Here is a 20,779-nt window from a genome sequence, read left to right as displayed (position 1 = left end):
CCGCCGTAGTGTGGCTGGAAAGTCCTCGTGAGCGCCTCGCCTGGGTAAACCGGGTCCGACTAGGGCAAACATAACCCCGGGCGAAAAGACCGTGGGGCGGGATGGGCAACACGGCTCATCCCACCTGCGAGCGCGTGGGACGCCCGGCTATCTCGCGGGCGGATTGTCTTCGAGCCACTTCGTCGTGCCCGCCTTCGCGCCGGAATAATGGCTCGTCTTGGTCAACTCACTCACCCACAGGGCATCATTCTTGTCCATGAGGGCTTTGAAGTGGTCGTGAGTCTCCTTGGCGGTGTTGTTTAGATTTATGAGCCACGCAGAAAATTGGTACCTGTGCGCCTTGAGGCGCTTAAGCTCATCGATCAGCGGCTTATAGTCGTCCGATGTCTCCTCCTTGTTGAGGTCATAGGTCAAAACGTAGGTCGTCATCTGCTTTCCCCCTCCCAATGTTCGAAAACAATCAAAGGTAATCAGACGTGGGACGCGGTGGCAAGCGAAAGGGCGCGGGGCGAGATCCGATGAAGAAGACTATGGAGCACAAGGACGCATGGAGACTAGGCGTCAAAGGCAGGCCGACGAATTGCGCGGCAATGTCAGCTTGGCCCTCTCCACCGCGGCTTTGATAATGTCGAGGGTCGCGCTGTATCGTTCTTGGTAACTTTATCAAGGCCTTGCTCAAATACAGGCATTATTGCAAATATCCGGCGTCATTGATGTCAAAGGCGCAAATTGAGCCGCGGATCACCAGCCGACGTCGAGCCTCGCGTATCTGCGCTCTGCGCCGAATTCGAAGTCGAGTTCATCCCCAAGAGCCGCTATCCGAAGGAAGGGCAGACCCGCGCCGTCGGCTCCGACTGATTGACAATCATGGTGCCGAGCATGCGCGGCTTGTCCTGTGCGTCCTAGCTGAAGGCCGTGGCAACCACGCGCTCATCGAAGGAAGCAGCCTGACGGCCGTCTCTGATCTGTTGCTGGCCTGTCCGGAGCTGGTGGAGCAGGGCATGGCTGCCGTGCTCGAGGTTTTCGACGCGATCCCGCTCGGCGCATTACGGCGATCGTGAATGAGCTGCGCGGCCACGCTCATCAGGGGCATGCTCTGGCTGGTATCCTCTATGTGTACCTGCGGCGCCTCAGGGAGACCTCGCTAACGGCAAAGGAGACGATTCGGTCCCAAATAGCCAAGGCGGACGCCAGCGAGGCTGAAAAGGGCCGCCAGGGCTTCAGCAAGCGCCAGCGCCGGCGCGAGGACCTGATTGCGCTCGGCAAGAGGATGCTGGCGGTAAAGGCGTCTCTGCCACATGGCGAGTTCGGCCGGTGGCTGCGTGACCAGCCGATGACCTACGATATGGCGCAGAAGGCGATGCGGCTGGCCAAAGCGGCCTGAACGCGTATAGAACCGCTTTCCGAGGACGCCGTTTCTCAAACGGCTAGCGAGAAACCCATTTATCGCTATTCTCTCCAAAAACCGATGGCCGATGGAAATGACCAAGCCGCCAACGAACCAGAAGATCTATCACATTGTGAATGTCGACAAATTACCTTCCATCCTTGCCGAGGGCCGGATTTTCTGTGATTCCGAAATGGCAAAGAAGGCGGGTCTCGGAGGGACCACAATCGGAATGCATGCGATCAAGGAGCGTCGATTCGCTCTTCCGGTATCATGCTACTCGAACGCCAAAGTGAGCGACTTCACACCCTTTTATTACTGCCCGCGATCGATCATGCTCTATGTGATACACTGCGCCAACAATCCCGAATTGACCTACCGCGGGGGACAGGATCCGATCGTCCACTTGGAGGCCGACCTGAATAACGCAATCGATTGGGCGGATAAGAACAGTCATAGTTGGGCTATTGCGGGCTCGAACGCAGGTGCGGCCTACACTAAATTCTGGAAATTGAAGGAGCAGTTGTCGCAGCTGAACTGGGAGCATATTGCGGCCAACCAATGGGCGGCTTCAGAAATAAAGGAAGCTAAGCAAGCGGAATTCCTGTTCTACAATTACTTTCCGTGGCATCTTGTGGAACGTATCGGCGTGAGAACTCTTGCCACATTCCACGCTGCAACTGCCGCAGTCAAGAACGCCGCACACAGGCCAACTGTGCAACAAATGCCCGCCTGGTACTACTGAGGAAATGGCCATGATGACATTCACGACTGGCAATATCTTGGAGGCTAATGCCGAGGCTCTGGTCAACACTGTTAACTGTGTGGGCATCATGGGCCGTGGGATTGCGCTGCAATTCAAGAACGCGTTCCCGGCGAACTTCAAAGCTTATGCTGCGGCATGTAACCGCAACGAGGTCCGGCCCGGCCAGATGTTTGTAGTCGAAACAGGCGAATTGACGCCTCGCTACATTATTAATTTCCCCACCAAGCGGCATTGGAGGGGTAAAAGTAGAATGGAGGACATCGACTCTGGATTAAAAGCGCTGGTGGAGGTTGTGAGAAAGCTTGGAATCAAGTCTGTCGCCATTCCGCCGCTCGGGTCTGGTCTGGGCGGTCTCGACTGGTCCGATGTGCGCCCGCGTATTATGCAAGCGATGGCGGACGTACAGGCGGAGGTCGTGATCTATGAGCCATCAGGAGCACCGGACGCTGATGCCCTCGCTCGAAATCGACGAACACCTAATATGACCCCAGGTCGTGCCGCGCTGGTCGTTTTGCTGCAGCGGTATCTCAATGGCCTGATGGATCCGTTCGTAACACTCTTGGAAGCCCACAAGTTGATGTTCTTTATGCAAGAGGCTGGCCAAGGGCTTCGATTGCAATACGCGAAGGCAAACTACGGCCCATATGCCCAGAACTTGAAGCACGTCTTCAATAGCATCGAAGGGACGCTCGTTTCGGGATACTCCGACGGCGGGGACGATCCCACTAAGCAAATCAGGCTGGTGCCGGGGGCGTATGAGGATGCCGATAGCTATCTTTCAGACGACGCGGAAACGAGGCAGCGCTTCGATCGGGTGGCAGAACTCGTGGCCGGCTTCGAAACCCCTTATGGCCTGGAATTGCTGTCAACAGTTTATTGGGTGGTAAAGGATGAAGGCGCAACTACCTTAGATCAGGTTGAGATGGCGATTCATTCTTGGAGCGAGCGCAAACGGCAGTTTAGCCGCGATCAGATCGCAGTCGCCATGCAAGCCTTGTCCAAGAACAAGTGGCTCAATCTGGAAGTGCCTTCTAACGACAAAAAATCGGCAGAATTGCCCTCTGTCAGCCATAGGCAGACTGCTTAGAGGAAACCGTCGCCCGCGTGATCGTTGTACCGATCGGCGCGGCGCACATAGTCTCGACCGACCGAGGATCTCGATGGCGGGACACTTCCATGATGCGGCTGATCGAGGCCCGGTTGTCGGCTGCCGAGGTGATGAAGCCGGCGCGCAGCGCATGCCCTGACAGCTCGCCACGTCGAGCCCCGCCGCATCGGCATAGCGCTTGACGATCAGCGCTACGGATTGCGCGGTGAGGGCATCGGCAAGCACGTTGTCGCCGCGGCTTACACGGCGAAAGATCGGGCCGGCGGTGATCTCTGCCGCCGCCATCCACTCCCGCAGCCTGTCAGCCACGGCGAAGGCCTTTCCATTGAGAATGGCGACGGACTGGCCTTTGCCCTCCTGATCGGTCTTCGAGCGGCCTAGAAACACGTCGACGCCCTTGTCATTGAAGGTCAGATGCTCGACCTCGATGCTGACAAGCTCGGATCGACGGAATGCGCCGGCGAAGCCGAGCAGCAGCAATGCCCTATCTCGCTTGCCCTGCAGCGTGTCACGAGGCACATGCGCCAGGATGGCGCCTTTTGGATGACTTCGAGACCATGCTGGCTGATTTGATCGACACATAATCGCGTCGGCAGGGGCACGAATTCGAGGTCATGGCCGGCGTGAGGGACCATACGGAACGATGCGGGAAGACTTCTGATTTCGGCCCACCAAAAAGTCAATGAAATCAACGTTTCTAGGACGCCCTCCGGGCCCACCATTGTCATTATTTATCAACGACTTAGAAAAATTTTACCTCGGTTAGCCATGTCATAACTGGCGAACCTTCATCCATGGAATTGATTTTGTTGATTTATGGTGGGCTACCGAGGACTCGCTGCAACCGAAGTGGAATGGACCGTAGGCGCCAAGAGGCGCGTTGAGATCAAAAGCTCGATCGCGATGGGTCTGAAGCTTCTCTTGGCGCTGAACGCTAGTGGCGCTATTGCGCCGCTTCCGCGAGCTGTCGGCAATACTGTGTAAGCCGACGCGTATCCAAGTTGGTCACGCCGAGCAGGAGCCCCTGCCACGGGGGTGATCGGACGCACCATTGAGAGAGGGGCGACGGAGCCAAGCCGAACGAGCGGGCGCGGCGGGCGATCTCCACGCCCGACAGAGAGGCGGTTATCGAGACAATAACGGCCAAGCCAGCGGTGGCTTCGACTTTCAGCGACTCCGACCCGACCTGCGCGAGGCCCTCAAGCAGGGCTTGCCGCCGAGACGCGTAGAGGCGCTTCATGCGCCGCAGATGCCGAATATAGTGCCCCTCGCGCACGAACTCGGCCACCGCGCCTTGGAGCGCCAGGGCCGGAGCCGGCGCCAGGCAGGCGCATACGTCACCGAACCGGCCAGTCAGTTCGATGGGCGCAACGACAAACCCGAGGCGCAGAACCGGGCTGATCGTCTTGCTGAAGTTGCCAATATGCACGACCCGTCCACCGTGATCGAGCGAAGCGAGCGCTGGAGCCGCCCGGCCGGTCAGCTGCAGCTCGCTCAGATAATCGTCCTCGATGATCCAGGCGTCGCTCCGCCGAGCCCAAGCGAGCAACGCAAGCCTGCGGGGCAGCGACATCGTCATCCCGAGCGGCGCATGTTGCCCTGGCGTGACGATCGCCAGCGCTGCGTCCTGAGCGCTCCGGACGCCGGAAGCGACATCCAGGCCTTCGGGGTCGACCGGAACGGCCGTCACGGTGATGCCGGCCAGGTCGAGCGCTTTGCGTGTGATCGGGAAGCTCGGGTCCTCGATCAAGGCTCGCGATCCCTCGACCTGCAGAGCGCGCACCGCCAGACCGATCGCCCCGGAATAGCCTGCCGCGATGAACACCTGGGCGGGACTGCACCGAAGACCCCGCGCGATCCCGACATAGGCCGCGATCTCCTTTCGCAGCTGCGGATCGCCCCGGGGATCGGGATAGCTGAGCGGCGCGGCCGCCGCCCGCCGCGCCGCTCGCGCGAAGACGCGCGACCACAGCTTGAAACGGAAAGGCGTCTTGCGAGGGCACGCCCATCTGGAAGGGCAGGGGCGGCGTTCCATAAGTATGGAACAGCTCCGGCAGGGGCGGCACGTCTGGCGACCACAAGGGCGCCGACCAAGGCGACGGGCTCTCGGCGACGCGGGTGCCCGCCGCGCCGGCGCCGACCGCGAACTGCTCGTCGATGAGGCGCTGGTAGGCGACGCGTACGGTGCCGCGCGAGACGCCGAGCTGAGCGGCCATGTCACGCCAGGAAGGAAGCTTTGCTCCCGCGTCTAGCCGCCCCGTCTCGATGGCGTCCCGGACCGCCCGGTAGATCTGCGTCGCCAGCGGCGTCCTTGCGGCGCGGTCGAGATGGATGGGCACAGCAGCCATGGCGCAATGGTACCATCATTCCCGCTAATCTTGGTCCTGTTTCACGACCAGAGCCGGACATATCTACCGGCCATCGCCACGTGACAAATGACCGAGGAGACAATTCCGATGAAGGCAATCGTTGTGACGGATCAGGCCGCGGGAACGGCCGGGATGAAGCTGGCCGAGCGGCCCGAGCCGCAGGCAGCGATAAACGACGTCGTCGTTCAGGTTCATGCGTCAGGATTCGTCCCGACTGAGTTGGCGTGGCCATCGACCTGGACCGATCGCCTCGACCGTGACCGGACGCCATCGATCCCCGGGCACGAGCTGGCCGGCGTGATCACCGCCCTCGGCTACGGGACGACGGGACTGTCCGTGGGCCAGCGGGTATTCGGCCTCGCCGATTGGTATCGCGACGGCACCCTGGCGGAGTATGTAGCCATGGAGGCACGTAACCTCGCGCCACTGCCGGGCGACGTCGACTTCACGGTAGGCGCCAGTTTGCCGATCTCGGGCCTGACTGCGTGGCAGGGTCTGTTCGACCATGGCCGCCTTCAGGCCGGGCAGAGCGTCCTCGCGCATGGTGCGGCCGGCGCAGTCGGGTCGATGGTGACGCAACTCGCACGAGAGGCCGGCGCCTATGTCATTGGCACTGGACGCGCTGCCGACCGTCAGAAGGCGCTCGACTTCGGCGCGAACGAGTTCGTCGACCTCGAGAACGACGCCCTGGAAGATGTCGGCGGCGTCGATCTGGTGTTCGATGTCATCGGCGGCGACATACAGAAGCGATCCGCAGGCCTGGTTCGAGCCGGAGGAACACTGGTGACCGTCGTCGGGCCGCCCGACGCGCAGCCCGCCAATGGCCTGGCAGTCGACTTCGTTGTCGAGTCCGATCGTGCTCAACTGAGTGAAATCGTCCAGCGGGTGCGGGACGGACGGCTCCGGACGAACATCGGCAACATCTCGACCCTCGATGATGCCGTTTCCGCCTTCAACCCGACCGAGCGACGCTCGGGGAAGACGATCATCCGAGTTCGTCCGTGAGCGACACGCGCGTATCGATGCACGCGGCCGACCGGCGCTGTCCAGATCGGCCGGCTGCGTCCTAGTCGCGACCCGCGGCGGACCGCTCAGTACGCGCGAGGCGTACGGCAAGCTGCATAGCCTCAGTCCCCGGATGCGATCAGAGTCGCTCAGACCGGGTCTTCAGGATCTGGTACAGCATGTTTCGGATGCGCAGCCAGACGGTCAGACGCTTGATCATGCCTTCGCTTCCTGTTCATCGCAGATACCTGCGGGTCAGATGATCTGTGCCGCCAACGCCATACCGACCACCGACGTGCCGACTCCTGCCGTGCGGATGGCGCCCGGCCAGCGCCGAAGTGTCAGGGCGGCCAACGCGCCGGTCGCGTGAAGAGCCGAAGTAGCGACCACGAAGCCAACCGCGTAAGCGATGCCGCTGGTCGTCTCGGGAATTTCGAGGCCATGGACATTGCCGTGGAAGAGGGCGAAAAGGGCAGTCAGCGACGCAGCCACAGCGAGCGGAAACGGCTTGGCAAGCATCATCATGGCGCCGAAGACTACCAGCGATAGCGCTATGCCCGCTTCCAGTGAGGGCAGGCCGATGCCGGCGATTCCGAGCAGGGCGCCAGCGACCATCGCCGAGACAAAGCACGACGGGACGATGATGATCCCATTGCCACCGGCGCGAGCGGCAATGATGCCTACAGCCATCATGGCAAGCAGGTGGTCCATACCGGCCAGCGGGTGCTGAAGGCCGTCTACAAACCCATGAGCATGAAAACCGCCGCTGTGGGCGAAGGCCAATGAGGGGATGAAAGTTGTGGCGGCTGCCAAGGCGAGTCTGCCGAAGAATGAATGCGTTTTGTTCATGGTTCCTGACCTGTTTGATAGAGGTGCGATCGGTTCAAGGCCGGTGCTCATTGTCCGGCCCCTGGCATGGTGAATTGTGCGGCGCCGGACCTGTCGGCTAGAAGCCGCGCCTCGCCGAAGTCGAGGGGCGTTTGTGCCTTGCCGTTGTGGTAGACGAAGGCCAGGCGGCGCCGACGCGACGTCAGTTTCGCGGGCAGCGGGTGATAGGTGACGCCGGCGCCGCCGATCAGCGGCATGACGGCGCCGACATCGACCATGTCCTGCGTCTCGACGCGCAGAAGATGCAGCCGTACGCCGTCGGCGGTCTCGCCGACGAACGGAATCCCGGCGAGGCGCAGGAAACTGGAGGGGTCTGGCGCCCGCGAAAACCCTTCGAGAAACGCGATCTCGACGAGATCGAGATCCGTCGCCCGCGTGTCGGCGGGTTCGGGCGCATGGTGGTGCGGCAGATGCGGTGTCTGCCATTGCAACGGCTTGCCGGCCGGCCCGTTGTGGCCGACGGGGTGCGGATGGTGATGATGACCGTTCGGCCCGTCATGGTGACCGTCGCCATGGTTATGGTCGTGGTGATGATGATCATCGTGCATGGTCAAAAGCTCGTCGGCTTGTCGATGATGGATTTGTGCTTGCCGAGATTGCCGTGCGCGACCATCGAGCCGAGCGCCTCGACGACCACCCGCACGCCAAACAGCGCCGTGATGTCTGACGTGTCGTAGGGCGGCGACACCTCGACCACTTCCAGTCCGCAGATGCCGGGCGCCGACACCAGCCCGAGCAGCTTCAGTGCCTCGCGCGGCAGGAAGCCGCCGGGCTCCGGCCAGCCCGTACCCGGCACGAAACCGCAATCGATGCTGTCGACATCGAAGGAGATGTATACGGCGTCGGTGTCCTTCCATGCGAGCTCGAGCGCGATCTCCGCCGCCTTCTCCAGCCCCATCTGTTCGATATCGGAAATCGTCAGCACGTTGGTGCCGCGCTTCCGCGCCTCTGCGACGCCGTAGCGGGGCACCTGCCAGCCGCCGATGCCGAGTTGCACCAGATTGGTGGCCGAGACGTTCGGCAGGTTGGTTGCCCAGTACCAGGGCGTCGTGTGCATACGTTCGTCGAGATCCTTTTCCTGAATGTCGATGTGGCGGTCGAAATGGATGATGCCGATGCGCTTGGAGGTCACGTCGGCGATGCCGCGCACGCACGGAAACCCGATCGAATGGTCGCCACCGAGCATGATCGGCAGCGCGCCGGACGAGGCGACATGGCTGACGCCCTTGGTGATCTGGTCGAAGCTCTTTTCGAGATTGGCGGGAATGGTGAAGACGTCGCCGGCATCGCAAAGCGTCATCTGCTCGCGCAGGTCGACACCGAGCTCGTAATTGTAAGGCGTGTAGAGCGCCGAGATGCGGCGCATGCCTTGCGGCCCGAAGCGGGTTCCGGGCCGATAGGTGGTGCCGCTGTCGAAAGGAATGCCCATGACGGCAGCGTCATATCTGCCGACATCGCGGACGTTCTCGACATAGGGCGCCTTGAGGAAGGTGTTGATGCCGGCGAAATGCGGCAACTCGCCTCGCGCGAATGTCGGGATCGACTTGTCGATGATCGAATCCGATCCGGGCAGGCCCATGTCGAGTGCCCATTTCTGTTCCTTGCGCCAGCCATCCTCGGGCAGCTTTCCTTCCGCCTCGATCGACTTCCAGCCCTGCATGTCGCGGATCTCGAAGTTCGGATGATGGAAGCGTTGGCGCGGCTGGCGGTCGGTGAGCCCGGCGCGGCGATGCCGACGTTCTGGACTATCTCTGTGCATGAAAACCTCCTTCACGACGCCGTCGTCGCGATTGCGCTATCCAGTCGGGTCGTCCCAACCATCGCGGCCACTTCGGCCACGTCTCGTGTGGAAGCCCGGTGCTTGCGGTCGAGCTTCAGATCGTAGGTGATCGTCGCGCCATAGGCGGACGGGAACTGGGGGTCGTGGCGCACCTTGTCGAAGACCAGCACGCGGGTGCCGAGCTTGAATGCCTCGCCGATATCGTGGGTGACCATGACCACGGTCATGCCGTGCTCGGTCCATAGCTCGGTGAGCAGCTCATGCATCTCGGCACGGATGCCGGGATCGAGCGCGCCGAACGGCTCGTCGAGAAGCAGGATCCGCGGCCGCCCGAGCAAGGTCTGCGCGATCGCCAGCCGTTGCTGCATGCCACCCGACAGCGAAGCCGGATAGAGGTCGCGCGCATGGGCAAGCCCGACCCGTTCCAGCATGGTTTCGGCTTCTTGCCTGGCGCTTTTGCGCCTGGCGCCGAAGACGCGGCCGAACGGTCCGCCCGAACGGAAGTCCTCGACCAGCAGCAAGTTCTGCAGCGCGGTCAGATGCGGAAACACGGAATAGCGCTGGAAGACGATGCCGCGCTGCGGCGTCGGCTCCGGCACGATCGGCTGGTCGCCGACGACGACCACGCCGCCGCTTTGCTGTTCCTGGCCAAGCAGGATGCGCAGGAATGTCGATTTTCCACAACCGCTGGCGCCAACCAGCGACAGGAATTCACCCGCTTCGGCGGAGACGTTGACCCGTTCCAGCACACGGGCGTCGCCGTAGCTCTTCTCCAGCCCATGGACGAGGATCCGGCTCATCTGCTCCGCACCGGATGCGCCCAGGGCGAGATGATGTGAGAGAGCCGCACGAGCAGCCAGTCGGTCATCACCGCAAGCAGCGTGATCCAGGCGACGTAAGGCAGTATGACGTCCATCGACAGGTAGCGACGAACGAGGAAGATGCGGTAGCCGAGCCCCTCGGTGGAGGCGATGGCTTCTGCCGCGATCAGGAACAGCCAGGCCGGCCCAAGCGCCAGCCGTACGCAAGTGATGAGGCGCGGCATGACCTGTGGCAGCACCAGCCTGAGCACCATGGTCCAGCTGTTGCCGCCGAGCGTCTGTGCCTTGGCGACGAGCTCCGGCGGCAATTCCATCACCCGGTTGGCGATGTCGCGCACCATGACCGGTGCGACGCCGAGAGCGATCAAGGTGATCTTGGCCGTTTCGCCGAGGCCGAGCGCAATGAACAGGATCGGGAGCAGCGCCAGTGGCGGGATGACGCAGACAACTGTGACCAAGGGCAGCACAAAGGCCCTGACGCGAGGGATGAAACCTATGGCGACGCCGAGGCTGAGCGCCACCAGCGTGGCCACGCCGACGCCGGCGAACAGCCTAATCAGGCTGGCATAGGTGTCGGCCCATAGGATCAGGTCGCCGGAGCGCTTGTCCGGCACTGTCGCCAGGTCTGAAAAGGCCGACCACATCTGTGCAGGGGAGGGCAGCAGCTTGTCGCTGGGATTGACCGCCAGCCTTCGCGCGGAAGCGAAGAGATAGGCAATCGCCACGGCGGCAAACGGCAGCGTCCCAAGCAGCAACGCTCCGCCGCGCGAGACCGTCGCGTTGATGAGGCGAAGCCGCGCTTTCGGCCTGCTAAGTTGCAGGCGCGCGACCTCGGGGCCTATTGCGGCCTGCACGATGCCGGTTCCTCTGGCTAGCATGTCGCGCTCCCGTGTCAGAGCGTTCCGCCCGCCGCCTCTGCCATAAAGGCCGGATCGAAGCGCAGCTTGACGTTGTTGACGTCACCCAGCGTCGAGCCATCGGGGAAGCTCATGCCGATCACGTCGACGCTCGGCGCGTTGGTACCAAGAATGCCGTGGCTGAACAGGAAGTTACGCACCAGATCCATGGTCTTCGGCAGTTCGGCGCCGTTGGTGAATGCGACCGCCTTGGCCGGCTCGAAGAACATCGCCGTTGATCCTAGCTGAGCGTCGAAACCGGTAAGATCCGTCCCCGACGCCTTGGCCATCTCTTCCTTGGCCGCCTTGCCTTCGGGCGTGCCCGAGGTCATCAGCGCCATGGCTTCATACCATGCACCGACAAGCGCCTTGCCCAAGGCCGGATTGTCCTTCAGCGTCGCGGTGTTGACGACCATCATGTCGATGATCTCGCCGGGAATCTCAGTCGAATCGAATACCTTGTGGGCGCCCGGCATGGCGGCGATTTCCGAGACCAGCGGATTCCAGGTGACGACGGAGGTGACATCGCTGGTGCCGTAGGCGGCGACCATGTCGGCATCGGAGGTGTTGACCACAGTGATGTCCTTCTCGGCGAGCCCGACCGTCTCCAGTGCGCGCGCCAGCAGATAATGCGAGACGGAGAGCTCGACGAGATTGACCTTCTGGCCGGCAATATCCTTGAGCGCGGCCTTGTTCTTGAGGATGACGGCGTCGTTGCCGTTGGAGAAATCGCCGACGATCAGGGCCGTGGTGTCGACACCGCCGCCGGCCGGAATCGAAAGCGCATCCATGTTGGTCATCGAACAGCCGTCAAAGCCGCCGGCGGTGTACTGGTTGATGCTCTCGACGTAGTCGTTGATGCGGGTGATTTCGACATTGATGCCGTATTTGTCGGCCCACTTCTTCATGATGCCGCTGTCGGAAAGATAGCCCCACGGCATCCATCCGACATAGATCGACCAGCAAATCTTGAAGTCTTTCTTGGGCGCCGCTTCCGCGGCCGATATGGAGGGAAGGCTGAGTGATGCGGCTAGGATGATTGCAGCCAGTTTGCGAAGCATTGCGTACCCCTGTTTGCGATCCGGATTGCGTCCGGACGTCTGTTGGGGGTTCACGGAGCGCGCATCCGGGAGAGGTTCGCGCCAGCAAACCCGTGCAGGGTTCTCCCGGGATTTTGGCCCGCCGTGTTCCGCCGGATGCCTCAATGCATCTCAAGCGGTCGCGTCTCTTGGACCAGCACCGTAATCGACACGGCCGGAACCCTAGACGCTCTGCACGTGAACGACGAAGCAAGGGGCGTGCCAGTCCGGAAAGCCGTCCTGAGGCGGCCTTTCCCCGGATTTGCAGGCAATCGCGTTATGCTGATGCCACAAAAGTCATCGCAACGCCGACGGATTAGGCAAAGAAAATCTAGCGTCACCAATGTGAGCCTTGTGCCCTGGGGACCTCCGCTGGTGGCACCATCCTCTATGGTGGCCCACATACACGCCCAGTAGGGACACGTTCGGGGAGGGCGTGAGCGCGCGGCGGATCCGGATGCCAATTGGCGCCGACCCATGTGACGAGTGCGCCCGATCGTGCAAGGGCAATTCGTGAAATAAGCGCGACTGCAATGATGCTAGGCAAGCCCGATCGCGTGTCGGGAGGCAGTTGTGAAAGTTGCGATCATCGGACCAGGCTCGCTCGGGAAGGCCTTGGCGAAACGTCTTGGCCTCGCCGGGCACGAAATTCGCCTCAGCTTCAGTCGTGACGAAGGCAAGTTGCGCGCAATCGCGGCAACCCTCCATGTTGGCTTCGGTGCCCCTGACGAAGTAGCGAGATGGGCCGACGTAATTGCCCTGGCGACGCCATGGCCGGCTCTCGAGTTGGCGATGGACGCGCTTGGCGATTTGTCGGGCAAGATCGTCTGGGACAATACCAACGCAGTCGCGCCTGAGCTTTCCACGATGCTGCTAGGCACTACTACGTCGGTAGGCGAGGAGGTTCAGAGGCGCGCGCGGGGCGCGCTTGTCGTCAAGTGCATTCCGACCTTTGCCGAATTGCTTGACAGGGATGATCCGCGTCTCAACGGCGATCCGGTGACGAGCTATGTCGCCGGCAATGACGCTGATGCCAAGGCGGCGGTTTGCCGGCTTCTCGCCGATCTACCGACAATGCCGGTCGATGTCGGCGATCTCACGGCCTCGCGCCTGATCGAGCCGATGATGCTGCTATTGGTCCAGCTCGCTTATCGGCGCGGGATGGGGCCGACAATTTCCTTCAATCTCATTCGACAGGACGGAACCGGTTCATGACTGATTATCTACCCGCGCGGCGCAAGGCGATTCCAGTAGGACGTCTGCTGATCGATGGCCAATGGCGCGATGCCGTCAGTGGCGAGACTTCGACGACTTTTGATCCGACCACGGAGGCGGCGATCACCGATATTGCGAAGGCGGACGTCACCGACACGAGCGATGCCGTCGCGGCCGCGCAGCGGGCTTTCGAGCAAGGACCCTGGGCGCGGATGCATCATGAGGAGCGCGCCAAGATCCTGTTTCGCATCGCCGATCTGATGGACGAGCGGGCCGAGGATTTCGCGGTGCGCGAGGCGATGGACATGGGTATGCCCTATCGCGATTTCCGCGATATCATCATGCCGCACTGCTCAGGACTGTTCCGCTTTCATGGCGGGCTCGCCATGAGCGCGATGGACGGCGCCTATCGTACAAGCTACGAACCAAATATCAGGATCCTGACGCGACGCGAGCCGCTTGGCGTGGTCGCTGCGATCACCCCGTTCAATTTTCCCCTCGCGCTGTCCTGTTCGAAGATCGCGCCGGCACTCGCGGCGGGTAACACGGTCGTTCACAAGCCTGCGACCGACACGCCCCTGACGGCCCTCGCCTTGGCGCAAGTCATCCTCGACGCGGGCGTCCCGCCGGGCGTCTACAATCTCATCACCGGCCCGGGCGGCACCATCGGCGACGCGCTGGTCAACGATGCCCGCGTCGACAAGATCGCCTTTACCGGGTCGACCGCCGTCGGCCAGGGCATCATGCGCAACGGTGCCGGGACGATGAAACACCTGACCATGGAGCTCGGCGGCAAGAGTCCCAATATCGTTTTCGCCGATGCCGATATCGATGCCGCGATACAGGCAGCCTTCTGGGGCATCTTCTGGAACAAGGGCGAAGTCTGCGTCGCCGGATCGCGCCTGCTGGTCGAACGCGCCTGCTATGACGAGGTCGTCGAGAAGCTGAGCGCCATGGCCAAGTCGGCGACGCTCGGCGATCCGCTGGACCCTGCGACGATGATCGGGCCGATCGCGGCGCGCGGCGAGTATGACAAGGTCTTGAGCTATGTCGAAGAGGGCAAGCGCACCGCGCGACTGACGGCGGGCGGCGGCACCTGCCAGATCAACGGCAAGGGCCTCTTCATCGAGCCGACCATCTTCGCCGATGCGACCAACGACCTAAGGATATCGCGCGAAGAGATTTTCGGCCCCGTCCTGCCGGTGATTCCATTCGACAGCGAGGAGGACGCGATCCGGATCGCAAACGACACGAGCTACGGGCTCGCCTCGGGCATCCAGACCGGCGATCTTGGCCGCGCCTTGCGGCTCGCCGACCGGATCAAGGCAGGCACGGTGTGGCTGAACTGCTGGCACAAATACCATCCTAATGCGCCGTTCGGAGGCTTCAAGATGAGCGGCTATGGCCGCGAGCAGGGCCGCGAGGCGTGGGAAAGCTACACCCAATACAAGACGATTTGGGCAAATCTTGGCGAACCAGTCGAGATGGCGCGATGAGCGTACGCGATCCCAACCCGCTCGACCCGCTGCATCCCAAACGCGTCGCGATGGTCCTTTCAAACCCGGCTGTGTCAACCACCACAGGCTGGCCGGTCGGGTTTTGGTGGAGCGAGTTAACTCATCCCTGGCTCGCCTTCACGGAGCGCGGATACGAAGTCGCGATCTTCTCGCCTGAGGGCGGCAAATGCGAGGCGGATGTGTTGAGCGACCCACGCGATCCGTCCGGCTATTCGGATACGGATCTGATCTCGCTCGGTTTCCTGTCGACGCCGAAACTGGCGGCGCTGGTGGAGACGACCCGGCCCATCGCAGAGCTGTCGGTCGACGCGTTCGACGCGATCGTCGTCGCTGGCGGCCAGGCGCCGATGTTCACCTTCGAAGGCGCAACTGAGTTGCAGCGGCTGTTCGTCGCCTTTTTCGCGGCCGACAAGGTCGCGGCCGCCTTGTGTCACGGCGTCGCGCTGCTGCGCTACGCGCGCCTCTCAACCGGCGAGCTGCTGGCCAAAGGCCGCACTGTTACGGGGTTCGCCAATGTCGAGGAGGACTTCGCCGACAATGCCGTCTGGGAGATGGGCGCGCTGCCGCACGGTACGCATTTGATGCCATGGCGGATCGAGGATGAGATGCGTGCGCTCGGCGCGAACTATATTCAGGCCGGGCTGTGGCGCGATTTTGCCGTGCGCGACGGCAATTTGATCACCGGCCAGCAGAACTTCTCCGGAGCGGCGACCGCCCGTCTTGTCATCGAGGCGCTCGGTGGCTGAGGACCAAAGACCGCTCCTGTCGGTGAAGTTCGGGAGTCAAACTCGCCGTCAGGACGGCGATGCCAAACGACATCGGCCCAGTAGGAGCCGGGGTCGTCCAAGAACTTCATTTCAAACAACCACAATCAGCAGCGAGGATGAACCATGGCCGTGGTGACGACACTTGATATTGCCGGCCTGACGGCCGAAGATTATAGCCGCATCCTCGCTCGGATCGGCGTGGAGAAACGGCCCGCTGGCGGCATCTACCAGCACCTCGCGCATGCCACCGACGATGGCTATCGCATCATCGAGATATGGGACGACAAGGCAGGCCTGGAACTCTTCTTGCAGCACACATTGTTTCCCGCCGCACAGGAACTGCAAATTCAGCGTGAAATGACCATTATGACCCAGACACTGCACAACATCTTTGTGCCCCGGATTGGTGAACTGACCGCCTTGGCAAGTGATGCGCCTGGTGGGCCGGCCAAACGGGCAAAAGTGTAGGCGTCAAGGATCGAGGATGCGGCGATCGATCATCGAAGTCCTGGAGGAACTTGCGTCCGGACGCCCGGTACAACGATGGTGACCGCCGCAAGTGCAAAGAGATTGTTCTTTCCTGCCGGCGACTATCGCCATGCGCCGGCCGGAGTCGTTCAGCTGCGTGTGATCCGCAGTGGTTCATCCTATGCAGAGATCGATCTTGGCCGCGGGCTGCGGCGCGTCTTCACCCGCCCCGGCGACCTGCTGCTCAGCCTTCCCGAGCGTGCCACGCGGTTCAAGATCGAGGAGCCGCGAGAGCTGACGATGATCACCGTTGACTCCGCGCTGGCTTCAAGGCTCCTGGTATCCGCAGCCGGGACCCTCGACGATCTGGTGATCCTGACCGATCGACCGATACGCGATTCGCTGGTGGCCGAGTTGTGCCGACGCCTCGAAGGCGACGCGCCAGCCAACGCCATCGTCCGCGAATGGACGCTGGGCCTGGTTTTCGCGAACCTGCTCCGTCTCGGGCATGCACGTCAGCGGCGGCAGAAATCTCCGGTCCTAACCTCGCAGCGGTTCGACCGGGTCCTCGCTACGATTGACGGCGATCTGGAAAAGGGGGTGTCGATCGACCATCTTGCCGGAATCGCGGGAATGCCACGACGCGCCTTCACCGCCGCCTTTCGCGAGGCGACGCAATTGCCGGTACATCAATTCATTTTACGCCGCCGCGTTGATCGCGCGGTCGAGCTTTTGGAAAATAGCGATCTGCCGCTGGCCGAGATTGCTCAGCACGCGGGTTTCACTCACCAGGCCCATATGAATCGCGTCGTGACCCGATTTAAAGGGCTGTCGCCAGGCCGGCTGCGGTCTCGCAGGCGAGACGGCTGACTTGTGATCTATTCCAGCATCGCGATTCGAATGGCGGAGCGTGAGTTGCTGAAACGTCCGTTGGCTAAAATGCCCGACAGTTTGCGTGCAGAGCTCGAGGCCGCAAATCTGATGCATGCTTTCAAGCAACGGCCTCCCTATCAGCGCAATGATTACTTGCATTGGATCGCGCGCGCCCGTCACCCGGAAACACGCCGAAAGCGCATAAATCAGATGATTGACGAGCTTACGAAGGGAGGAATCTACATGGGCATGCAATAAGAGCTGGCATCGTCGCGAAGCTAGCAGATCCGTCAACGATCATCTTCCGATAGCCTATCGAGATCGGGTGCTTTCCGCATTGATCTTCATCGATTTCCCCACGCTTTTGCGCAGAGGATGCAGAGAGCCAATAGTGACAATCGAACCTATCCTCCATTTTCGTTTGCGGCAGGTGGCCTTATGATCGTGACATCGCAAAGCAGCAACGTGCTCGGCAGCACGTCGGGAAGGTGGCGCGTCTGGTCGCTCTCGGACGGTTACATCGAGATGCCGGCGGACCTTCTGCGGGACACGCAGGATAATCCGGTGCCGCAAGCTGCGCAGGCAGGGGCGCTTCGCCTGTCTGTCAATTGCTTCGCGCTCGCAGGTCCAGGCGTTGACGGCGTTCTGATCGACAGCGGAGGAGGGGGGTGGGCCCCGACAGTGGGACGTCTTGAGCAGGCCATGGCGGAGGCCAAGATCGACCCGGCTTCGATCACGGTCTTGGCGCTAACCCACGCCCATCAGGATCATGTGCACGGACTTTTGGCCCCCGACGGCCGAGTGCTCTTTCCAAACTTGAAGGCGATCGTAATTCCCGAGGCGGCTGTGCAGAGCTTTTTCGCTTACGCGCACCTTGCGCAGTTCCGGCCCCTGCTGAAGCCTGTCCAGAATGGCGACCAGGTGGGTGAGCGATTGAGGGCGGTCGCCCTGCCCGGTCATGCTGCCGGTCACACCGGCTACACGTTCGACACGGACGAGGACCGTTTCCTATTCTTCGGGGACTTCGTTCATGTGCCGGCCTTGCAGTTCAGCAATCCCGCGTTCAGTTGGGGCTATGACGACGATCAGCTGACCGCGCGCGCAACCCGCCTAAAGGTTTTCAGTGACGCGGCCGAGGCGGGGACGTGGATCGCCGGCGCGCACCTTGGCTGGCCGGGCATCGGTCGCGTGGTGCGTAAGGGCGAAGCATACGGCTATGAGCCGGCAGAAGGACGAGTGACCGGATAGGCGGCCCGGTGCTGATCGGTTATACCGCTCTCTCAGATCTCGACGAGCAGCGCGCCGCACTCCGGCGTCCTCAACGGCAGCGGCACATCGTCGGGCCCACCGAAGTATCTGATTCTTGATCCGCCGGCGGCCGATCGACGCCTGAGGCTTATCGGATCGGCGTCTCGCCGCGAAACAGCGGCTGGTGCGCCCGCATCAAGGCGGCAATCCGGTCGGCGACTTTTCGTACCGGCGGGGAGTGACGTTCCTCGTGATGGGTGACGATCCATTGGTCGGTTTCGAGTTCGGGGATAGGCTGAGCGACGCGAACCAGCCGCGGATCGCTGTCACCGACGAAGCACGGAAAGATCGAAAGGCCGGCGCCGGCGGCCACCAGTTCGCGCACCGTATGGGTGTTGTTGCCGCGTACAGCGATGCGGTCGCCGTGATGGGCTTGCAGCCAGCGCGCCGAGGCAACGTTTGCGCCTTCGCCGGTGACGCCGACGAACAAACCGGCGGCGATGCCGTTGATCAGGTGGCGTCCTGAATAAATGGCGTGGGCGACCTTGCCGCTCTGACGGCCGGCCAGCCACTGCTCGGTCGGGCGCTCGCTTCGGATGCCGATGTCGGCGGCACGGCGGCCGATGTCGACCCGGTCGGTGGTGGTGACAAGCTCTACCCTTATGCCGTCATCGACCGTCCAGATCTCGCCGATATGAGCGGAAACGAACGCCGAGGTCCATGGCCCGGCCGAGACGCGGACAATGCGGTCGGGCAGGTTTCCCTCGCGCCAGCGCGTCAGCGACTGCATTGCCGCCTCGACGTCTTCGGCGCGCCGCAGCAGTTCCTCGCCGACCGGGGTCAGCCGGTAGCCGGTCTGCTGGCGCACGAACAGAGGTTCGCCGATCTGCTTTTCGAGCGCGGTGACGCGTCGTCCAAGGGTGGCTGCGCTGAGGCGCGTGGTTCCCGTCGCTGCGCTCAAGCCACCCAGCCGCGCAACGTCGAGAAACAACCTCAGATCGTCCCAGCCGATATCCATTTTGCAGAAATGAAAAACTCCTTGCGACCGTGGCTGTAGCGCGAAGCAGGCATCACGCGCAAGTATGCAGGCGTTGGAGGCGTTGGACAATCCTGCCTGGCGGGACAGGGACAAGCGCCTCGGCTGGCCAAGAAGCGAGCGCAGCCCCGTCGATCGCGCATGCGATTGGCGCAGATGTTTTGCGCTTTCGACCAACCCAGGCGCGCGGGCATTCTGCGGGCCAAAGGAGACGATCATGTTGGATGAACTTCGATACCGTTTCGAACGCTGGATTGCCTATCGCCAGACTCTTGCGAGCCTGAGGCAGGTTCCGGACAGCACATTGGCGGATGCCGGCATTTCTCGCGAAGAGATCCGCGAGCGTGCCCGCCGTGCCTGCTTGTGTCGTTGAGGAAGCGGGCATGCAGATGATGGAGCTTTGGGATGGCCGCTCGGTACCGCGCATCGGCATCGGCACCTGGGCGGCCGGTGGTGCCGCGCGCTGGCGCGACACGGCGACAGTCTATGGCGAGGTCGACGATATCAGGTCGCAAGCCGGGCTGGCGATGGCCTATGACATCGGCGCGCGGGTGTTCGACACGGCTGCCGCCTATGGCGCCGGCAATGCCGAACTGATCCTCGGGCGGGCGTTGAAGAATAAGGACGAAGCCGTCATCGTCACCAAGGTCGGCTATTTCGGTGATCCCCAAACGCGCAAGATCGCACCCGAGGATGCCTCTGCCGCGGCGATCCGGACATCGATCGACAATTCGCGGCAGCGCCTGCAGCGCGATTGTGTCGACGTAGTGCTGCTACATATCAACGAGTATCCGATCGAGCGCGCCGGCGAGGTGTTCGATACGCTCGGCCTGTTGCGCCAGGAGGGCAAGATCGGCGGCTTCGGCTGGAGCACCGATCACCCCGAACGGCTTGCCGCCTACGCGCCGCGCGAGGGGTTCGTCGCCGTAGAGAACGACTTCAATGTGTTTACCCCGGCGAACGAGCTGATGGCCGTTGCGGCGCGCGAGAACCTCGTCTCGTTCAGCCGCCTGCCGCTGGCGATGAGGCTGCTCACTGGCAAATACACGCCGGCCATGAGGCTGCCCACCGACGACGTCCGCGGCGGGAATGCCGAATGGATGGTGTTTTTCAGGGATGGCGCCGCCAACCCGCACTATCTGTCAAGGCTCTCGGCAATCCGCGACCTGCTCACCTCGGGCGGGCGCACGCTTGCGCAGGGCGCGCTCGGCTGGATCCTTGCCAAGTCGGCAATCGCCCTGCCGGTTCCCGGCTTCACGCGGCCCGAGCAGGTCGCGGACAATCTCGGTGCGCTGGAAAAAGGGCCGCTGCCGGCAGCGGTGATGGCCGAGATCGACGCCGTGCTGAAAATTGCCGAGACCGCTTAGGGTGTGGCGGCGCCGAAATTCATTGGCGATATGCCGGCCAACTTCGATCTGTCGGATGTCAGCCGATATCGCATCTTTCCTTGATCAAGCTTCCGTGGCGCAATTGAACAAGGACGGAGCGGCGGACACGCTCGAGTTGAAGGTCCGCCGCTCTGGTTTTCAGATCAAAGAGTGATGCTGCAACGGGAG

Annotated in this window: 23 protein-coding genes, 2 pseudogenes and 1 riboswitch; of the genes and pseudogenes, 14 read left to right on the top strand and 11 right to left on the bottom strand. The window is 62.2% G+C overall.

What is annotated here, in order from left to right; genetic code table 11:
* Nucleotides 1-147 precede the first annotated feature (147 nt).
* A complete protein-coding gene (locus tag AC0L2Y_RS28475) occupies nucleotides 148-429 on the bottom strand; it encodes a CRISPR-associated protein Cas2 (RefSeq protein WP_473561077.1) in 282 nt (93 codons plus the stop codon).
* 284 nt (nucleotides 430-713) lie between these two features.
* Between AC0L2Y_RS28475 and AC0L2Y_RS28470 the strand changes: the two genes are divergently transcribed.
* The 4 genes from AC0L2Y_RS28470 (at nucleotide 714) to darG (ending at nucleotide 3,240) form a co-directional block, all read left to right on the top strand.
* Nucleotides 714-1,061: a hypothetical protein gene (locus AC0L2Y_RS28470; protein WP_473561074.1), complete on the top strand. Its 348-nt coding sequence runs from the start codon at nucleotides 714-716 to the stop codon at nucleotides 1,059-1,061.
* Nucleotides 1,058-1,384, top strand: coding sequence for a hypothetical protein (locus tag AC0L2Y_RS28465; protein ID WP_473561073.1), 327 nt, complete (start codon nucleotides 1,058-1,060; stop codon nucleotides 1,382-1,384). Before AC0L2Y_RS28470 ends, AC0L2Y_RS28465 begins: the two co-directional genes overlap by 4 nt.
* Nucleotides 1,385-1,475: 91 nt before the next feature.
* Nucleotides 1,476-2,132, top strand: a complete 657-nt coding sequence (gene darT, locus AC0L2Y_RS28460; protein WP_473561071.1) for a type II toxin-antitoxin system toxin DNA ADP-ribosyl transferase DarT — start codon at nucleotides 1,476-1,478, stop codon at nucleotides 2,130-2,132.
* Nucleotides 2,133-2,142: 10 nt separating this feature from the next.
* Nucleotides 2,143-3,240 (top strand): type II toxin-antitoxin system antitoxin DNA ADP-ribosyl glycohydrolase DarG, encoded by a 1,098-nt coding sequence (darG, locus tag AC0L2Y_RS28455; protein ID WP_473561069.1) that lies wholly within the window; start codon nucleotides 2,143-2,145, stop codon nucleotides 3,238-3,240.
* A 228-nt stretch (nucleotides 3,241-3,468) separates the two neighbouring features.
* Here the strand turns inward: darG and AC0L2Y_RS28450 are convergent.
* The 3 genes and pseudogenes from AC0L2Y_RS28450 to AC0L2Y_RS28440 form a co-directional block, all read right to left on the bottom strand.
* Nucleotides 3,469-3,843 (bottom strand): annotated as a pseudogene (locus AC0L2Y_RS28450) (site-specific integrase); the annotation flags it as partial.
* A gap of 361 nt (nucleotides 3,844-4,204) precedes the next feature.
* Nucleotides 4,205-5,296: an aminotransferase-like domain-containing protein gene (locus AC0L2Y_RS28445; RefSeq protein ID WP_352489774.1), complete on the bottom strand. Its 1,092-nt coding sequence runs from the start codon at nucleotides 5,294-5,296 to the stop codon at nucleotides 4,205-4,207.
* A gap of 136 nt (nucleotides 5,297-5,432) precedes the next feature.
* Nucleotides 5,433-5,609 (bottom strand): annotated as a pseudogene (locus AC0L2Y_RS28440) (GntR family transcriptional regulator); the annotation flags it as partial.
* A 108-nt stretch (nucleotides 5,610-5,717) separates the two neighbouring features.
* On the opposite strand from AC0L2Y_RS28440, the gene AC0L2Y_RS28435 reads away from it, so the two are divergent.
* On the top strand, nucleotides 5,718-6,635 hold the full coding sequence (locus AC0L2Y_RS28435) for an NADP-dependent oxidoreductase (RefSeq protein ID WP_352489775.1): 918 nt from the start codon (nucleotides 5,718-5,720) through the stop codon (nucleotides 6,633-6,635).
* A 255-nt stretch (nucleotides 6,636-6,890) separates the two neighbouring features.
* On the opposite strand, the gene AC0L2Y_RS28430 is transcribed toward AC0L2Y_RS28435, so the two are convergent.
* Genes AC0L2Y_RS28430 through AC0L2Y_RS28405 form a run of 6 tightly spaced genes read right to left on the bottom strand, consistent with a single transcriptional unit; the run spans nucleotide 6,891 to nucleotide 12,081 of the window.
* The gene (locus tag AC0L2Y_RS28430) at nucleotides 6,891-7,484 is read right to left on the bottom strand and encodes a HupE/UreJ family protein (RefSeq protein WP_352489776.1); all 594 of its coding nucleotides are present in this window, start codon (nucleotides 7,482-7,484) and stop codon (nucleotides 6,891-6,893) included.
* Nucleotides 7,485-7,531: 47 nt separating this feature from the next.
* The gene (locus tag AC0L2Y_RS28425) at nucleotides 7,532-8,071 is read right to left on the bottom strand and encodes a hypothetical protein (RefSeq protein ID WP_473561066.1); all 540 of its coding nucleotides are present in this window, start codon (nucleotides 8,069-8,071) and stop codon (nucleotides 7,532-7,534) included.
* A 2-nt stretch (nucleotides 8,072-8,073) separates the two neighbouring features.
* Complete coding sequence (locus AC0L2Y_RS28420; protein WP_352489778.1) at nucleotides 8,074-9,282, bottom strand: agmatinase family protein; 1,209 nt, start codon at nucleotides 9,280-9,282, stop codon at nucleotides 8,074-8,076.
* 11 nt (nucleotides 9,283-9,293) lie between these two features.
* Nucleotides 9,294-10,103, bottom strand: a complete 810-nt coding sequence (locus AC0L2Y_RS28415) for an ATP-binding cassette domain-containing protein (protein ID WP_473561064.1) — start codon at nucleotides 10,101-10,103, stop codon at nucleotides 9,294-9,296.
* On the bottom strand, nucleotides 10,100-11,002 hold the full coding sequence (locus tag AC0L2Y_RS28410; RefSeq protein ID WP_473561063.1) for an ABC transporter permease: 903 nt from the start codon (nucleotides 11,000-11,002) through the stop codon (nucleotides 10,100-10,102). Before AC0L2Y_RS28410 ends, AC0L2Y_RS28415 begins: the two co-directional genes overlap by 4 nt.
* A gap of 14 nt (nucleotides 11,003-11,016) precedes the next feature.
* Complete coding sequence (locus AC0L2Y_RS28405) at nucleotides 11,017-12,081, bottom strand: putative urea ABC transporter substrate-binding protein (RefSeq protein ID WP_352489781.1); 1,065 nt, start codon at nucleotides 12,079-12,081, stop codon at nucleotides 11,017-11,019.
* A gap of 100 nt (nucleotides 12,082-12,181) precedes the next feature.
* A riboswitch (guanidine-I (ykkC/yxkD leader) is annotated at nucleotides 12,182-12,297 on the bottom strand.
* 375 nt (nucleotides 12,298-12,672) lie between these two features.
* On the opposite strand from AC0L2Y_RS28405, the gene AC0L2Y_RS28400 reads away from it, so the two are divergent.
* The 7 genes from AC0L2Y_RS28400 (at nucleotide 12,673) to AC0L2Y_RS28370 (ending at nucleotide 18,187) form a co-directional block, all read left to right on the top strand.
* The gene (locus AC0L2Y_RS28400; RefSeq protein ID WP_473561061.1) at nucleotides 12,673-13,314 is read left to right on the top strand and encodes an NADPH-dependent F420 reductase; all 642 of its coding nucleotides are present in this window, start codon (nucleotides 12,673-12,675) and stop codon (nucleotides 13,312-13,314) included.
* On the top strand, nucleotides 13,311-14,810 hold the full coding sequence (locus tag AC0L2Y_RS28395) for an aldehyde dehydrogenase family protein (protein ID WP_473561059.1): 1,500 nt from the start codon (nucleotides 13,311-13,313) through the stop codon (nucleotides 14,808-14,810). The genes AC0L2Y_RS28400 and AC0L2Y_RS28395 overlap by 4 nt, the downstream gene beginning before the upstream one ends.
* A complete protein-coding gene (locus AC0L2Y_RS28390; RefSeq protein ID WP_473561057.1) occupies nucleotides 14,807-15,577 on the top strand; it encodes a type 1 glutamine amidotransferase domain-containing protein in 771 nt (256 codons plus the stop codon). Before AC0L2Y_RS28395 ends, AC0L2Y_RS28390 begins: the two co-directional genes overlap by 4 nt.
* 144 nt (nucleotides 15,578-15,721) lie before the next feature.
* The gene (locus tag AC0L2Y_RS28385) at nucleotides 15,722-16,066 is read left to right on the top strand and encodes a hypothetical protein (RefSeq protein ID WP_352489785.1); all 345 of its coding nucleotides are present in this window, start codon (nucleotides 15,722-15,724) and stop codon (nucleotides 16,064-16,066) included.
* 75 nt (nucleotides 16,067-16,141) lie between these two features.
* Nucleotides 16,142-16,936, top strand: a complete 795-nt coding sequence (locus AC0L2Y_RS28380; protein ID WP_473561055.1) for a helix-turn-helix domain-containing protein — start codon at nucleotides 16,142-16,144, stop codon at nucleotides 16,934-16,936.
* A gap of 3 nt (nucleotides 16,937-16,939) precedes the next feature.
* Nucleotides 16,940-17,197 carry a YdeI/OmpD-associated family protein gene (locus AC0L2Y_RS28375; protein WP_473561054.1) on the top strand — a complete coding sequence of 86 codons (258 nt, stop codon included), beginning with the start codon at nucleotides 16,940-16,942 and terminating at the stop codon, nucleotides 17,195-17,197.
* 180 nt (nucleotides 17,198-17,377) lie between these two features.
* Nucleotides 17,378-18,187, top strand: a complete 810-nt coding sequence (locus AC0L2Y_RS28370) for an MBL fold metallo-hydrolase (RefSeq protein ID WP_473561052.1) — start codon at nucleotides 17,378-17,380, stop codon at nucleotides 18,185-18,187.
* Nucleotides 18,188-18,335: 148 nt separating this feature from the next.
* On the opposite strand, the gene AC0L2Y_RS28365 is transcribed toward AC0L2Y_RS28370, so the two are convergent.
* The gene (locus tag AC0L2Y_RS28365) at nucleotides 18,336-19,205 is read right to left on the bottom strand and encodes a LysR family transcriptional regulator (protein WP_473561050.1); all 870 of its coding nucleotides are present in this window, start codon (nucleotides 19,203-19,205) and stop codon (nucleotides 18,336-18,338) included.
* Between the two features lie 235 nt (nucleotides 19,206-19,440).
* On the opposite strand from AC0L2Y_RS28365, the gene AC0L2Y_RS28360 reads away from it, so the two are divergent.
* Both AC0L2Y_RS28360 and AC0L2Y_RS28355 read left to right on the top strand, forming a co-directional pair.
* Nucleotides 19,441-19,596: a YjiS-like domain-containing protein gene (locus AC0L2Y_RS28360; RefSeq protein ID WP_352951170.1), complete on the top strand. Its 156-nt coding sequence runs from the start codon at nucleotides 19,441-19,443 to the stop codon at nucleotides 19,594-19,596.
* A 10-nt stretch (nucleotides 19,597-19,606) separates the two neighbouring features.
* Nucleotides 19,607-20,590 (top strand): aldo/keto reductase, encoded by a 984-nt coding sequence (locus tag AC0L2Y_RS28355; RefSeq protein WP_473561049.1) that lies wholly within the window; start codon nucleotides 19,607-19,609, stop codon nucleotides 20,588-20,590.
* Nucleotides 20,591-20,779: the final 189 nt, after the last annotated feature.

Source organism: Mesorhizobium sp. WSM4830 (assembly GCF_055811495.1).
Note: the sequence above shows the minus strand (reverse complement) of the source record. Positions and strands in the feature narration are given on the sequence as shown.

Excerpts from the sequence above, each read along its gene's own strand:
- AC0L2Y_RS28435 (WP_352489775.1), top strand. The coding sequence starts at position 5,718 with ATGAAGGCAATCGTTGTGACGGATCAGGCCGCGGGAACGGCCGGGATG.
- darG (WP_473561069.1), top strand. The coding sequence starts at position 2,143 with ATGATGACATTCACGACTGGCAATATCTTGGAGGCTAATGCCGAGGCT.
- AC0L2Y_RS28395 (WP_473561059.1), top strand. The coding sequence starts at position 13,311 with ATGACTGATTATCTACCCGCGCGGCGCAAGGCGATTCCAGTAGGACGT.
- AC0L2Y_RS28425 (WP_473561066.1), bottom strand. The coding sequence starts at position 8,071 with ATGCACGATGATCATCATCACCACGACCATAACCATGGCGACGGTCAC.
- AC0L2Y_RS28390 (WP_473561057.1), top strand. The coding sequence starts at position 14,807 with ATGAGCGTACGCGATCCCAACCCGCTCGACCCGCTGCATCCCAAACGC.
- AC0L2Y_RS28475 (WP_473561077.1), bottom strand. The coding sequence starts at position 429 with ATGACGACCTACGTTTTGACCTATGACCTCAACAAGGAGGAGACATCG.
- AC0L2Y_RS28380 (WP_473561055.1), top strand. The coding sequence starts at position 16,142 with ATGGTGACCGCCGCAAGTGCAAAGAGATTGTTCTTTCCTGCCGGCGAC.
- AC0L2Y_RS28415 (WP_473561064.1), bottom strand. The coding sequence starts at position 10,103 with ATGAGCCGGATCCTCGTCCATGGGCTGGAGAAGAGCTACGGCGACGCC.
- AC0L2Y_RS28405 (WP_352489781.1), bottom strand. The coding sequence starts at position 12,081 with ATGCTTCGCAAACTGGCTGCAATCATCCTAGCCGCATCACTCAGCCTT.
- AC0L2Y_RS28365 (WP_473561050.1), bottom strand. The coding sequence starts at position 19,205 with ATGGATATCGGCTGGGACGATCTGAGGTTGTTTCTCGACGTTGCGCGG.
- AC0L2Y_RS28430 (WP_352489776.1), bottom strand. The coding sequence starts at position 7,484 with ATGAACAAAACGCATTCATTCTTCGGCAGACTCGCCTTGGCAGCCGCC.
- AC0L2Y_RS28420 (WP_352489778.1), bottom strand. The coding sequence starts at position 9,282 with ATGCACAGAGATAGTCCAGAACGTCGGCATCGCCGCGCCGGGCTCACC.
- AC0L2Y_RS28445 (WP_352489774.1), bottom strand. The coding sequence starts at position 5,296 with ATGGAACGCCGCCCCTGCCCTTCCAGATGGGCGTGCCCTCGCAAGACG.
- AC0L2Y_RS28370 (WP_473561052.1), top strand. The coding sequence starts at position 17,378 with ATGATCGTGACATCGCAAAGCAGCAACGTGCTCGGCAGCACGTCGGGA.
- AC0L2Y_RS28360 (WP_352951170.1), top strand. The coding sequence starts at position 19,441 with ATGTTGGATGAACTTCGATACCGTTTCGAACGCTGGATTGCCTATCGC.
- AC0L2Y_RS28355 (WP_473561049.1), top strand. The coding sequence starts at position 19,607 with ATGCAGATGATGGAGCTTTGGGATGGCCGCTCGGTACCGCGCATCGGC.
- AC0L2Y_RS28470 (WP_473561074.1), top strand. The coding sequence starts at position 714 with ATGTCAAAGGCGCAAATTGAGCCGCGGATCACCAGCCGACGTCGAGCC.
- AC0L2Y_RS28410 (WP_473561063.1), bottom strand. The coding sequence starts at position 11,002 with ATGCTAGCCAGAGGAACCGGCATCGTGCAGGCCGCAATAGGCCCCGAG.
- AC0L2Y_RS28385 (WP_352489785.1), top strand. The coding sequence starts at position 15,722 with ATGGCCGTGGTGACGACACTTGATATTGCCGGCCTGACGGCCGAAGAT.
- darT (WP_473561071.1), top strand. The coding sequence starts at position 1,476 with ATGGAAATGACCAAGCCGCCAACGAACCAGAAGATCTATCACATTGTG.